Consider the following 14,923-nt stretch of genomic DNA (forward strand, 5'->3'; position numbering starts at 1 on the left):
TTATGTATCATATTTGATGTTAAAAGACATGGTTATCCATGTCTTTTTTTCATTCATGAATGTTATGGCTATTCAACTATAGTTGATGTATGCTATAACATATATAGTGAATTAAATATATGTAAGAGGTGTTATCGTGAAAAAGCGGAGTAGAATTATAGCCTTTTTACTTCTTGCAGTGTTGGTTTTTAGTTTAATAGGATCAACAACAAAAGATATAACAAAGAATGTAAATTTAGGTCTAGACTTACAAGGTGGTTTTGAAGTATTATATCAAGTTAATCCTTTAGAAAAAGGTGATAAGATTGATAATGATGCGGTTAAATCTACTGCAAAGACTTTAGAATCACGTGTAAACGTATTGGGTGTTTCTGAGCCGAAAATTCAAGTTGAGGAAGGTAATCGTATTCGCGTTCAATTAGCTGGTATTAAAGACCAGAATGAAGCTCGAGAAGTGCTTTCTACACAAGCGAATTTAACAATCAGAGATGCAAAGGATAGAGTTTTACTATCTGGTAAAGATTTAGTTCAAGGTGGCGCTAAGCAAGGCTTTAAAGACAATACAAACGAAGTAGCCGTTACACTTAAGCTTAAAGATGCCAAAAAGTTCAAAGAAGTAACTGAAAAAGTTTCTAAAATGAATCCTAATTTAATGGTCATTTGGATGGACTATGAAAAAGGAGACAGTTACGCGAAAGAAGCTAAGAAAGAGCAAGAAGGTAAAGATCCGAAATATATTTCTGCAGCAACAGTAAGCCAACCAATCAATTCAGAAAATGTTGAAATTTCTGGTGGATTCAATGGTGAAGAAGGTGTTAAAGAAGCAAAACAAATTGCAGACTTATTAAATTCAGGTTCACTACCTGTTAAATTAGATGAAGTGTATTCTACATCAGTAGGTGCGCAATTTGGTAAAGATGCATTAGATGAAACTGTACTTGCCTCTTCAATAGGTGTAGGTATCATATTCCTATTCATGCTCATTTACTACCGATTACCTGGTGTTGTTGCTGTTATTACATTAAGTACATATGTTTACTTAACATTAGTAGCATTTAACTTTATTTCAGGGGTATTAACATTGCCAGGACTTGCAGCCTTAGTATTAGGTGTAGGTATGGCCGTAGATGCTAATATCATCATGTACGAACGGATAAAAGATGAATTACGGATCGGAAGGACTTTACAACAAGCCTTCAAAAAAGGTTCTGGCTCTTCATTTATTACGATATTAGATGCTAACTTAACAACAATTTTAGCAGCTCTCGTATTATTCGTATTTGGTGAAAGTTCAGTAAAAGGTTTCGCAACAATGTTATTACTTGCGATTTTAATGAGTTTCCTAACTTCAGTATTCTTCACAAGAATATTATTAGGTTTATTAGTAAACTCAAATTACTTCAAGAAAAAATACAATTGGTTTGGTGTTTCTAAGAAAGACAGACATGATATTAGTGAAAGATTAGATGTTCATGATTTAAGAACAGTCTATGACAAAATTAATTTCGTAAAACTTTCTAAACCATTATTAACATTTAGTATTATTACAATTATCGTTGGTGCCATCATCGTATCGATATTTAAATTGAATTTAGGTATTGATTTCACAAGTGGTACACGTGTTGACTTACAATCTGATCAAGCTATCAAGACTGAACAAGTTTCTAAACAGTTTAAAGATATGGGATTAGATCCGTCACAAGTTACAACAAGTGGAACTGGAAACAAAATGGCAACTATACAATTTAAAGATGCATTAGACAAATCTGAAATACAAAAAATTAAATCTGACTTTGGTAAATCATTGGGTCATGATCCAAACGTAAGTACGGTTTCACCAGTTGTTGGTCAAGAGTTAGCTGCAAATGCTTTAAAAGCAATGCTATATGCAGCAATAGGAATCGTCTTATATGTAACATTTAGATTTGAATGGAGAATGGGTACTACTGCAGTACTTGCCTTATTACATGACGTATTCATGATTGTAGCGGTATTCAGTTTATTCAGACTTGAAGTGGATATTACATTTATTGCAGCAGTTCTAACAATTATTGGTTATTCAATCAATGACACAATCGTTACATTTGACCGCGTAAGGGAAAATTTACGTAAAGTGAAAGTGATAACGAAACCAGAAACTGTTGATATGATTGTTAACTCATCTATTAGACAAACGATGACAAGATCAATCAATACCGTATTAACAGTTGTTATAGTAGTTGTCGCATTATTAATACTTGGTTCATCAAGTATCTTCAACTTCTCATTAGCACTATTAATCGGTTTAGTATCCGGTGTGTTCTCATCAATATTCGTCGCAGTACCTTTATGGGGTATCTTGAAAAAACGACAACTTAAAAAATCAGAAAATGGTAAATTAGTAGTATATACTGAGAAAAAATCAAACGATGAAAAAATATTAGTTTAATAAATCGAGTACCTGTCCTTATTAAAAAGGGCAGGTATTTTTTTGTTTTAGAATAAAGGTTTAACTAAGCGGTCATGATTACAAAAGTCGGAGAATTGTAACTAAGGATACCCATAGTAACAAAATCCCGACAAATTGTAACTAACAACTGTCATTTTATTCATACATACTCTTTAATTATGTTTTTTTGTTTAGTAGAGAAAGTATGATATTTCATGTATAATGTTTTGAGTAGAAATGAGGAGATTTGATATGACTAAAGCTTGTTATCAATGGAAAAAATCAGAACTCAATCAAAATATTGATCCGCAAATAATAAAAAATTATAAAATTTCGCCACTTTTAGAAAAAATTTTAATTTCAAAAGGCTATACGTCTGAAGAACAAATTGAAAGTTTATTATCTAATGAAGTGTTATTCCACGATACTATGTTATTAAGTGATATGGAAAAGGCAACTTCGAGAATACATAAAGCTATTGAAAATGATGAAAGAATATTAGTATATGGTGATTATGATGCAGATGGTGTTACATCTACAACGATTCTCGTTAAGACTTTAGAGTCAATGGGCGCTACAGTAGGTTGGTATATTCCTAATAGGTTTACTGAAGGATATGGACCAAGTGAAGCAGCGTTTAGAAATGCGCATGATGAAGGTGTTTCTCTTATCATTACAGTGGATAATGGTATTCAAGGTCATCACGAAATTGATATTGCCAATGAACTTGGTATTGATGTGATTGTGACAGACCATCATGAATTTGGCGAAACAAAGCCTAATGCATATGCGATTGTTCACCCTATGCACCCTGATTTTAATTATCCGTTTAAATATTTAGCTGGTGTGGGTGTTTCTTATAAACTTTCTAAAGCACTTAAAGCAGATATACCAGATGCATTCTTAGGACTAGTTGCTATCGGTACGATTGCCGACTTAGTGAGCTTAACGGATGAAAATAGATATATGGTTAAACAAGGGTTACGTATATTAAATGAACAACCTTTACCAGGGATAAAAAGTTTGTTATCAGTAGCTGATTTTACGGATGAAGTGAGCGAACAAACAGTCGGCTTTATTATCGGACCTCGTCTGAACGCAGTTGGTAGATTAGATGATGCTCGTTTAGCTGGAGAATTGCTTATGAGCGATGATGACGATGAAGCGATGTTCTTAGCTGAGGAAGTTGACCAATTTAATACAGAACGTAAAGCAATCGTTGAAAATATTACGAATGAAGCTATGGAGCTAGCTGAAATTGAAATGCAACAAAATGCCCAATTTCTAATACTTGCAAAAGAAGATTGGAATGAAGGTGTATTAGGTATTGTGGCTTCTAGAATTGTTGAGAAGTATCATTTACCAACAATTGTTTTAAATGTGGATATTGAACAAAATCACGCGAAAGGTTCTGCTAGAAGTATAGAACAAGTTTCAATGTTTGAATTTCTTCAAAATCATAGCGACTTGATTCGTAAATTCGGTGGTCATCATATGGCAGCTGGTATGACATTAGATATCGACGCGATTGAACCATTGAAGAAAGCTTTGAATGAAGATATGCAACAAATAACAGAAGGTAAAAAATTATTACCTCAATTAATCGTTGATGCAGAAATAGAAACTTCTGATATTACGGTTGATAACATATTTGATTTAGAAAGATTAAGACCTTTTGGTACGGATTTATTAGCACCGCTATTTTCAATCAATAATGTTCAAGTCAAATCTGTTAAAGGTATCGGACAAGGTAATAAACATCTTAAATTAACATTAACAGACAAAAATATTGCAGCTTTACATTGGAATGCTGGACATCTCGTTCATGATATTTCAAATGATACAACAGTAAATGTTGCAGGTAGTTTAAATGTTAATGAATGGAATGGACATCAATCTCCACAAATTATTCTTAAAGATTTAGCATTGAGTAATGACCATGCAATTTTTGATTATAGAAGTAAAAATAAGCATTACTTGTTAAAAATTGATCAAGATAATGCATTGTTTGTGATTAATCCGTCATCCGAGAAATTAAATGAGCAATATATACATTATGGTGAAGCATATTCAAATGAAATAGAAACGTGTGTGCTGAGAGATTTACCACAAGACTTAGAATCATTTAAACAAACTTTATCTCATATTAAAGCAGAAAAATATTATTTAGTATTTAAAGGGCAAACTAATTCATACTTTGAAGGTATTCCAAGTGATGAAAAGTTCAAGCAAGCTTATAAAGCTTTATATATGAATCAATCAACCAATATTCAAAATGATGGTATGAAATTATGTGAAGCATTAAAAATTAAACCAGATCAATTGAAATTCATTTTAAATTGTTTTTATGAGTTAAACTTTATTACAATGAATCGTGGTATAATTGAAATAAATAAAGATGCGGGAAAAAATGATATTCAAAACGCACCGTTATATCAAGCAAGAAAACAACAAATAGAAATAGAAAAGACATTGTTGTACAATGATAGCCAATCATTAATTAAGTGGGTGCATTCATTGTTAAGTGATGTTGAGGAGGAAGTATAATGGATTTAAAACAATACGTTTCAGAAGTACAAGATTGGCCAAAACAAGGTGTTAACTTTAAAGATATCACGACAATTATGGATAATGGTGAAGCATACAAGTATGCCACTGACCAAATTGTACAATATGCTCAAGACAAACAAGTTGATGTTGTAGTAGGACCAGAAGCAAGAGGGTTTATTATTGGTTGTCCTGTGTCATATGCAATGGGTATTGGGTTTGCACCGGTACGTAAAGAAGGGAAATTACCACGTGAAGTAATTCGTTATGAATATGACCTTGAATATGGATCAAATGTGTTAACGATGCACAAAGATGCTATCAAACCAGGTCAACGTGTTTTGATTACAGATGATTTATTAGCAACAGGTGGTACAATTGAAGCGGCAATTCACTTAGTAGAATCATTAGGTGGAATCGTAGTGGGGATCGCATTTTTAATTGAACTTAAATATTTAAACGGCGTTGAAAAATTAAAAGGTTACGATGTTGTTTCGTTAATTTCATACGATGAATAAAATAGTCACTTTGTGGCTATTTTATTTTTAATTATTATAATTAACGGTGGCATATTACTATTGAAAATTGCTATAATAGTAATATTCAAGAGAATTTTATTTGATGAGGTGGTGTCCCTATGAATAAAGAATATCCATACAGTGCTGATGATGTTTTATATAAAGCTAAAAGTTACTTATCTGAAGATGCATATCGTTTAGTAGAAAAGAGTTATGATTTGGCTTTTAAAGCACATCAAGGACAAATTAGAAAAAATAATTTGCCATATATCATGCATCCTATTCAGGTAGCGGGTATTTTAACCGAAATGAAATTGGATGGTCCAACTATAGTTGCTGGATTCCTTCATGATGTAATTGAGGATACACCTTATACGTATGATGATTTGGTAGAAATGTTTAATGAAGAAGTAGCCATTATTGTAGATGGTGTTACAAAATTAAAAAAAGTTAAATATAAATCTAAAGAAACGCAACAAGCTGAAAATCATAGAAAATTATTTATAGCAATTGCTAAAGATGTCCGAGTTATATTAGTTAAATTAGCAGATAGATTACATAATGTTCGTACTTTAAAAGCGATGCCTAAAGAAAAACAAAAACGTATTGCTAAAGAAACGTTAGAAATCTATGCACCACTTGCGCATAGATTAGGTATCAATACAATTAAGTGGGAACTTGAAGACATCTCATTAAGATATATTGATAGTGTACAATATTTTAGAATTGTTAACTTGATGAAAAAGAAAAGAAGCGAACGAGAAACGTATATCGCAAATGCTATTAAAGATATAGAGTCTGAAATGGAAGTTATGAATATTTCTGGCGATATCAGTGGTAGACCTAAACATATCTATAGTATTTATAGAAAAATGGTCAAACAGAAAAAGCAATTCGAACAAATTTTTGACTTACTTGCAATAAGAGTAATCGTTCCGTCAATCAAAGATTGTTATGCTGTGTTAGGTCTTGTCCATACATTATGGAAACCAATGCCTGGTCGATTTAAAGACTATATTGCTATGCCTAAACAGAATATGTATCAATCATTGCATACTACAGTCGTTGGTCCAAATGGAGATCCGTTAGAGATACAGATCAGAACATTTGAAATGCATGAGATTGCAGAACATGGGGTTGCTGCACACTGGGCATATAAAGAAGGTAAAAATTTAAGCAATAAATCAGAAGAATATTTACAAAAAATGAGTTGGCTACAAGAAATAGCTGAAACTGACAATACTTCACCTGATGCAGAAGAATTTATGGAATCATTAAAATATGACCTTCAAAGTGATAAAGTGTATGTCTTTACACCTGAAAGTGATGTTGTTGAATTACCATATGGCGCACTTCCGATTGATTTTGCTTACGCTGTGCACAGTGAAGTAGGTAATAAAATGATAGGTGCGAAAGTTAATGGTAAAATCGTCCCTATTGATTATAAGTTATCTACTGGTGATATTGTCGAGATTAGAACGAGTAAACATTCATATGGGCCAAGTCGAGATTGGTTAAAAATCGTCCGCTCTTCAAGTGCCAAAAGTAAAATCCGCAGTTTCTTCAAGAAACAAGACCGCTCTGCCAATATTGAAAAAGGTAAATTCATGATTGAAGCGGAAATTAAAGAGCATGGCTACAATGTAGATGAAGTATTAAATGCTGAAAACATTAAACTTGTTAACGAAAAATATAATTTTTCAAATGAAGATGATTTATATGCTGCAGTTGGTTTTGGTGGCATAACTGCCTTACAAGCTGTTAATAGACTTACAGAAAAGCTTAGACTTGAACGTAAGAAACAAACGCTTAACCAAGTGCAAGAAGTCAATAAATCCATTCCAATTAAACAAGATATTAGAACAGATACTGGTGTTTATGTCGAAGGTTTAGATAACATGCTTATTAAACTTTCTAAATGTTGTAATCCAATACCTGGTGATGAAATCATTGGCTATATTACAAAAGGTCATGGCGTTAAAGTTCATCGTAAAGATTGCCCGAACATCGTTAACGAAAATGAACGATTAATCAATGTTGAATGGGTTAAAAATACAAATGAACAAAAAAATTATCAAGTAGACTTAGAAATTACGGGTTACGACAGAAATGGACTATTAAACGAAGTACTTCAAGTTGTGAATGCAATTAAAGTACAATTAGTAAAAGTTTCAGGTAAAGCTGATATAGATAAAAATGCTGTTATTAACATTAGCGTAATGGTTAAAAATGTGAATGACGTATATAGAATTGTTGATCGAATTAAGCAATTAGGCGATATCTATACAGTAAGTCGTGTATGGAATTAAGAGGTGAATTTTTTTGAAAGTTGTTCTACAAAAAGTAAGCCAAGCTAAGGTGACATCTGAAAATGCTCAAAATGAAATTAAACAAGGATTCTTATTATTAGTCGGTGTTGGACAAGAATCTACTTATACAGATGCAGATGTTATCGCTAAGAAAATAGCAAAGACAAGAATTTTTGAAGATCAAGACGGTAAAATGAATTTAGATATACACCAAGTCGGTGGTGAAATCTTGTCGATATCACAATTTACAATATATGCTTCAGTGAAAAAAGGTAATAGACCTGGATTTACAAATGCTAAAAGTCCAGATGAAGCATTAAAGATATATGAATATTTTAATGAACAGTTAGCTTCTTATAACATTAACGTGAAAACAGGAGAGTTTGGCGCACATATGGATGTGTCATTAATCAATGATGGACCAATTACGATTATATTCGAAAGTAAGGATGGTAACATTCAATGAACCGAATTAATTTATGGTTTAAAAAGAGGAGAATAAAGCCTGTTCCTGTCATCAGTGTTGCCATTTTACTGATTGTTTTGTTAATCATTATTATTTATTTATTGATTCCTAAAGAGGACGAGCCTAAAACATTATCTATGAAAGAAGATGGTGAGTTAAGAACTGGACCTGCCGCTTATTATCCAATTATCTTTGATGTAAAAAAGGGAGATAATTTTTATATAACAGATAGAGAAGGTAAATGGTTCGAAGTTAAAAATGATCAAAATGAAAAAGGCTGGATTGCTGGTTGGCATACAAATCTTGATATTAAAGAAGATGTTAATCCAGTACTAAAACCATTAAAAGGAAAAGTGATTATTTTAGATCCTGGTCATGGTGGAAGTGACCAAGGTGCATCGAGTTCAATACATAAAGATGTAACTGAAAAAGTCATTACATTAAAAACTGCAAAAGAACTTAAAGAAATGCTTGAAGCTGAAGGTGCTAAAGTAAAAATGACGAGAACAAAAGATGAATATGTTAAATTAAAAGATCGACAAGGTGATGGAGATGTCTTTATTAGTATCCATAATGATGCATTAGATTCATCAGCACCACATGGTTTAACAGTTTATTACCACCATGATTCTCAAAAAGAATTTGCAGATACGTTACAAACATCAATTAATCAAAAATCCATACTATCTGATAGAGGCGTAAGAAACGAAAACTTCCAAGTGATTCGTCAAACTAAAATGCCTGCCGTATTGCTAGAGTTAGGTTATATTAGTAATCCTACAGATGAAGAATTAATAGTTGATAGAAAATATAGACACATTGTAGAAACAGGTATTGTTGACGGTTTGAAATTTTACTTTTCAAATTAGATATTGACTACTACAGATTATGGGTTTAATATTAATATAAATTATGAAATAGATTATACACCGTTTATTCTTGAATAGTATGCCGATATAGTAGGAGACAGAGAGTATAACATTTGCTGAAAGTTATATGAATACTGTGTATACTTTTGAACACAAGAAGAGGGAATCTTACGAAAATAAGATCGGTTAACATCCGTTATAATGTTGTTAAGTGAGTATTTAATGAATCATTAAATACTAATTAGGGTGGCAACACGGATAATTCGTCCCTTGTATGTATATGCATACAAGGGACTTTTTATATTTTAAAGGAGGAAATATTATGATTAATATACCACGTGGTACACAAGATTTATTACCAAAAGATACTTATAAATGGCAATACATTGAGAACAAATTACATGAGTTAATGAAAATATATAATTATAAAGAAATTAGAACACCAATATTTGAAAGTACTGAACTTTTTAGTAGAGGTGTAGGTGATTCAACAGATGTTGTACAAAAAGAAATGTACACATTTAAAGATAAAGGTGATAGAAGCATTACATTAAGACCTGAAGGCACTGCAGGTGTTGTTAGAAGTTACATCGAAAACAAAATGCAAGGTGAACCGAATCAACCTGTTAAGCTTTATTACAATGGTCCAATGTTCCGATATGAAAGAAAACAAAAAGGGCGTTATCGTCAATTTGTTCAATTCGGTGTAGAAGCGATAGGATCAGAAAATCCTGCAATTGATGTTGAAATTATTTCAATGCTCGTACACATTTACAAATCTTTCGGATTAAAAGACTTAAAATTAGTCATCAATAGTATTGGTGATGCAGAATCAAGAGCTGATTACACGAAAGCATTACAAGCGCACTTTGAACCAGTAATTGATACTTTCTGTAGCGATTGTCAAAGTCGATTACACACAAATCCAATGCGTATATTGGATTGTAAAGTAGACCGTGATAAAGAAGCCGTTAAAAATGCGCCTAAAATTACGGAATATTTAAATGATTATTCTAAACAATATTTTGAAGAGGTAAAAAGTTTATTAGACGAACTTGGTATCGAGTATGAAATAGATACGAATTTAGTGCGTGGTTTAGATTATTATACACACACAGCATTCGAAGTAATGAGTAACGCTGAAGGATTCGGCGCTATTACAACTTTATGTGGTGGCGGTAGATATAACGGCTTACTAGAATTACTTGATGGTCCTAAAGAAACAGGTATTGGTTTCGCATTGAGTATTGAACGTTTGTTACTAGCGCTTGAAGCTGAAGGTATTGAAATCGAAGAAGAAGATACAATCGACTTATTTATTGCGACAATGGGTGAAGAAGCGGATAGATTGTCAGTACAATTAATCAATCAATTAAGAATGGCTGGTATTAGTTGTGATAAAGACTATTTACAACGTAAATTAAAAGGTCAAATGAAACAAGCCGATAGATTAAATGCGAGATATACGATTGTATTAGGTGAAAATGAATTAGAAAAACAAGAAGTGGAAGTTAAGAATATGGAAACTGGTGAAAAGACACTTGTTTCGTTATCAGAATTAGAGAATTATTTAAAGGTGGAATCATAATGGAAAAAAGAACAACATATGCTGGTAAAATAACTGAAGAATATATTGGTCAAACCGTTACTTTAAATGGTTGGGTACAAAAAAGACGTGACTTAGGTGGTTTAATATTTGTTGATTTACGTGACCGCGAAGGCATTGTACAAATCGTTTTTAACCCAGACTTCTCTCAAGAAGCTTTAAGTGTTGCTGAGAAAATCCGTTCTGAATACGTCATTCAAGTTAAAGGCTTAGTAACTGAAAGAGATGAAAAATCAATTAATGACAAAATCAAGACTGGTAAAGTCGAAGTACAAGTTTCTGAAATTACAATTTTAAATGAATCTGAAACACCACCATTTTCTATTACAGATATGAATGATATTGACGAAAATGTACGTTTAAAATATCGTTATATCGACTTAAGAAGAGAAAGTTTAACTCAAACATTCAAAATGAGACATCAAATTACACGTGCAGTAAGAAATTACTTAGATGAAGGTGAGTTTTACGAAGTAGAAACACCTGTATTAACTAAATCAACGCCAGAAGGTGCAAGAGACTATTTAGTACCATCTCGTGTACATGATGGAGAATTCTATGCTTTACCTCAATCTCCACAAATATTTAAACAATTATTAATGATTGGTGGATTTGATAAATACTATCAAATCGTTAAATGTTTTAGAGACGAAGATTTAAGAGCTGATAGACAACCTGAATTTACGCAAATCGATATCGAGATGAGCTTTGTCGATCAAGAAGACGTTATCAAAATGAATGAAGGTCTTATGAAACGTATCATGAAAGATGTAAAAGGTATTGATATTACAACACCATTTCCACGTATGACATACGCTGAAGCAATGGAAAGATACGGAATTGATAAGCCAGATACAAGATTTGGTATGGAACTGATTAACTTATCAGAACTTGCTTCAAAAATGGACTTTAAAGTGTTTAAATCTGCAGTTGAAAATGGTGGAGAAGTTAAAGCAATCGTCGTTGAAGAAGGTGCAGCTGACTACTCTAGAAAAGATATCGACCAATTACAATCATTTGCAAGTATTTATGGTGCTAAAGGTTTAGCGTGGGTTAAAGTAACAGACGAAGGCTTAAACGGTCCAATTAGCAAATTCTTTGATGAAGACATTACTGCTGAGTTATTAAATCAAACTGAAGCTAAAGCTGGAGACTTAGTATTATTTGTAGCAGACAAAAAAGATGTCGTAGCAGCAAGTTTAGCGCAGTTAAGAAATAAACTTGGTAAAGATCGTGGTTTAATTGACCCAAATAAATATAATTTCTTATGGGTAACTGATTGGCCCTTATTTGAATACGATGAAGAATCAGAACGTTACGTTGCAGCACACCATCCATTTACTGCACCTAAAAAAGAGCATGAAGCAATGCTTGAAACGGATCCAACAAATGTTGAAGCGAATGCATATGATATCGTTTTAAATGGTTTCGAATTAGGTGGAGGATCTATTAGAATTCATAAATCAGAACTACAAGAAAAAATGTTTAAAGCGCTTGGCTTCACTGAAGAGCAAGCACAAGAACAATTTGGATTCTTAATTGAAGCGTTCAAATATGGTGCCCCACCACATGGCGGAATTGCTTTAGGTTTAGATAGATTAGTTATGTTATTGTCAGGAAGAACAAACTTAAGAGATACAATTGCATTCCCTAAAACAGCAAGTGCCTCTTGTCTATTAACAGATGCGCCAAGTGAAGTATCTAACAGTCAGTTACATGAATTACATTTGCAACTTGATTTAGATGAAAAATAATTAAAAGTATAAATACTTGTTATTTAGAAGAATTATGATAAAATAAATTTATAAGGTAGTCATCTGAAGTGTTCGTAATAAGCTTTTTATATTTTGACCTAACACTTTTGATCAAGGGAGCCTAATTGGTTTTCTTAATAGCGCATACGCCTCGAAAGGAGGACATGCAAAATAAGAAACAGGGCACCCACCTGTATATAGCAGGCCAAAATGATCTAGCACTAAATATTACGGCACAATTGGATTCTATCGGTACGCAAGACTTTATGTCTTGCGTATTTTTGTGTAAAGGAGTAAATAATGATGAAGCATCAATTTTCAAGAAATGAATTAGCGATTGGTAAAGAAGGCTTAGATTTATTAAAAAGTAAAACTGTAGTTGTCCTTGGCGTAGGTGGTGTAGGTTCATTTGCTGCTGAAGCACTAGCGAGAACTAATATTGGTCATATCATATTAATAGATAAAGATGATGTAGATATCACAAATGTAAATAGACAATTACATGCATTAACAACAACAATAGGTCAATCTAAAGTGGATTTAATGGAAGAGCGTATTAAATTAATTAATCCTGATTGTAAAGTCACTTCATTGCATATGTTCTATACTGAAGAAACTTACGAAGCTTTATTTAATGAATACGACATTGATTATTTTGTAGATGCTAGTGATACAATCATGTATAAAGTTCATCTTATGAAAGAATGTTTGGAAAGAGGTATTAACGTTATCTCTAGTATGGGTGCTGCAAACAAAACAGACCCTACTAAATTTGAAATAGCTGATATTTCTAAAACACATACAGATCCTATGGCGAAAATTATACGTCTGAAATTACGAAAAATGGGCATTCATAAAGGTATTAATGTAGTATTTAGTGATGAAAGTCCTATTATGATAAGAGAAGATGTAAAAGAAGTTGTAGGCGATAAAAACGCTAAAGTTAGAAAGGCACAAATGCCACCTTCATCAAATGCTTTTGTACCAAGTGTTGTTGGTTTAATTTGTGCGAGTTATGTTGTTAATGATATTTTGAAAGATATCCCAGTAAAAAGAATCAAAGATAAATAAAGAGCAGCTTTGATAATAAAAATGAGACTGGATACGTCCAGTCTCATTTTTTTATGTTGCGATATATTTCTGCTAATTTTTGTTCAGATTTAGATGTGAGTTTAGGTTGATAATATTGTTTGCCTTTTAAAGTATCAGGTAAATATTGTTGTTCAACATATCCATTTTCATAGTTATGTGGGTATTTATAACCAATTGCATTTCCTAAATCTTTTGCACCTTGATAGTGTCCATCTTTCAAATGTTTCGGAACTAACCCAGCTTTACCTTTTCTGATGTCTGATAGAGCTTCATCAATAGATACAATAGCTGAATTAGATTTAGGTGATAAGCATAGCTCGATGACCGCTTGGCTTAATGGTATACGTGCTTCTGGAAAGCCGAGGCGTTCACTCGCTTCAATAGCTGATAATGTTCTAGCTGCAGCACCCGGAGAAGCTAAACCGATATCTTCGTAGCTAATCACAAGAAGGCGTCTTGCAATAGTAGGTAAATCTCCCGCTTCAATTAATCTAGCTAAATAATGAAGTGCTGCATCGACATCACTACCTCTAATAGATTTTTGAAATGCACTCATAACATCATAGTGTTGATCGCCATCTTTATCGTGTTGGAAAGCATTCTTTTGAATACAAACTTTTGCATCTTCAATTGTGACGTGACGTTTATCATCTTGAACATCAGCACTGAGTACAGCGAGTTCTAGCGCATTTAATGCACTTCTCACATCACCGTAACTTGCTTTTGCGAAATATTCTAAAGCGTCTTTGTCTACGATAGGGGCATATGAGGCTAAGCCATTTTCTTCATCTTCAATCGCTCTTTTTAAAGCAATGATGATATCATCTTCATTAAGAGGGTAAAGTTCAAAGATTTGCGTTCTGCTTCGTATAGCTGGATTGATAGCATGGTATGGGTTTGACGTCGTTGCGCCAATAAGAACAATTTTGCCTGATTCTAAATGAGGTAATAAGAAATCTTGTTTTGCTTTATCTAAGCGATGAATTTCGTCTAGTAAAAGTATAACTTGTCCAGACATTTTGGCTTCTTCAACGACAAGTTGCATATCTTTTTTAGTGTTAGTGACAGCATTAAGTTGTCTAAATTTATATTGAGTACTCCCGGCAATGGCTTGGGCGATACTCGTTTTTCCAATTCCCGGAGGTCCATAAAAAATCATAGAAGTTAACTTTTTAGTGTTAACCATTCTTCTAATAATGGCTTTCGGACCAACTAAGTGTTCTTGGCTTATAACATCATCTATCGTTTGAGGACGCATTCTATAAGCTAATGGTTCGTTTTTCATTTGGAATCAACCTTTCTAATTACTCAAAGTGTACAAAAAATGATAAAAT

The 14,923-nt window shown here is 32.7% G+C and carries 10 protein-coding genes and 1 other RNA gene; 10 read left to right on the forward strand and 1 reads right to left on the reverse strand.

Going from position 1 to position 14,923, the window contains the following annotated elements:
• Window positions 1-136 precede the first annotated feature (136 nt).
• From secDF to MUA60_RS06795, 10 genes are all read left to right on the forward strand, one after another.
• The gene (gene secDF, locus MUA60_RS06750) at window positions 137-2,428 is read left to right on the forward strand and encodes a protein translocase subunit SecDF (protein WP_262650354.1); all 2,292 of its coding nucleotides are present in this window, start codon (window positions 137-139) and stop codon (window positions 2,426-2,428) included.
• A gap of 252 nt (window positions 2,429-2,680) precedes the next feature.
• Window positions 2,681-4,975 carry a single-stranded-DNA-specific exonuclease RecJ gene (recJ, locus tag MUA60_RS06755; protein ID WP_262650356.1) on the forward strand — a complete coding sequence of 765 codons (2,295 nt, stop codon included), beginning with the start codon at window positions 2,681-2,683 and terminating at the stop codon, window positions 4,973-4,975.
• The gene (locus MUA60_RS06760; protein ID WP_262650358.1) at window positions 4,975-5,493 is read left to right on the forward strand and encodes an adenine phosphoribosyltransferase; all 519 of its coding nucleotides are present in this window, start codon (window positions 4,975-4,977) and stop codon (window positions 5,491-5,493) included. Before recJ ends, MUA60_RS06760 begins: the two co-directional genes overlap by 1 nt.
• A 119-nt stretch (window positions 5,494-5,612) precedes the next feature.
• Window positions 5,613-7,802 carry a RelA/SpoT family protein gene (locus MUA60_RS06765; protein WP_262650360.1) on the forward strand — a complete coding sequence of 730 codons (2,190 nt, stop codon included), beginning with the start codon at window positions 5,613-5,615 and terminating at the stop codon, window positions 7,800-7,802.
• A 13-nt stretch (window positions 7,803-7,815) separates the two neighbouring features.
• Complete coding sequence (gene dtd, locus MUA60_RS06770; protein WP_262650362.1) at window positions 7,816-8,268, forward strand: D-aminoacyl-tRNA deacylase; 453 nt, start codon at window positions 7,816-7,818, stop codon at window positions 8,266-8,268.
• Window positions 8,265-9,137, forward strand: a complete 873-nt coding sequence (locus MUA60_RS06775; protein ID WP_262650363.1) for an N-acetylmuramoyl-L-alanine amidase family protein — start codon at window positions 8,265-8,267, stop codon at window positions 9,135-9,137. The genes dtd and MUA60_RS06775 overlap by 4 nt, the downstream gene beginning before the upstream one ends.
• A 322-nt stretch (window positions 9,138-9,459) precedes the next feature.
• Window positions 9,460-10,725 carry a histidine--tRNA ligase gene (hisS, locus tag MUA60_RS06780; protein WP_204182753.1) on the forward strand — a complete coding sequence of 422 codons (1,266 nt, stop codon included), beginning with the start codon at window positions 9,460-9,462 and terminating at the stop codon, window positions 10,723-10,725.
• Window positions 10,725-12,497: an aspartate--tRNA ligase gene (gene aspS / locus MUA60_RS06785; RefSeq protein ID WP_262650364.1), complete on the forward strand. Its 1,773-nt coding sequence runs from the start codon at window positions 10,725-10,727 to the stop codon at window positions 12,495-12,497. Before hisS ends, aspS begins: the two co-directional genes overlap by 1 nt.
• A 57-nt stretch (window positions 12,498-12,554) precedes the next feature.
• Window positions 12,555-12,747, forward strand: a non-coding RNA gene (ssrS, locus tag MUA60_RS06790) — 6S RNA.
• Window positions 12,748-12,800: 53 nt separating this feature from the next.
• Window positions 12,801-13,568, forward strand: coding sequence for a tRNA threonylcarbamoyladenosine dehydratase (locus MUA60_RS06795; RefSeq protein WP_025904250.1), 768 nt, complete (start codon window positions 12,801-12,803; stop codon window positions 13,566-13,568).
• Between the two features lie 43 nt (window positions 13,569-13,611).
• On the opposite strand, the gene MUA60_RS06800 is transcribed toward MUA60_RS06795, so the two are convergent.
• Window positions 13,612-14,874: a replication-associated recombination protein A gene (locus MUA60_RS06800; RefSeq protein WP_262650365.1), complete on the reverse strand. Its 1,263-nt coding sequence runs from the start codon at window positions 14,872-14,874 to the stop codon at window positions 13,612-13,614.
• Between the last annotated feature and the right edge of the window lie 49 nt (window positions 14,875-14,923).

This window comes from Mammaliicoccus sciuri, assembly GCF_025561425.1.
Taxonomy (GTDB): domain Bacteria; phylum Bacillota; class Bacilli; order Staphylococcales; family Staphylococcaceae; genus Mammaliicoccus; species Mammaliicoccus sciuri_A.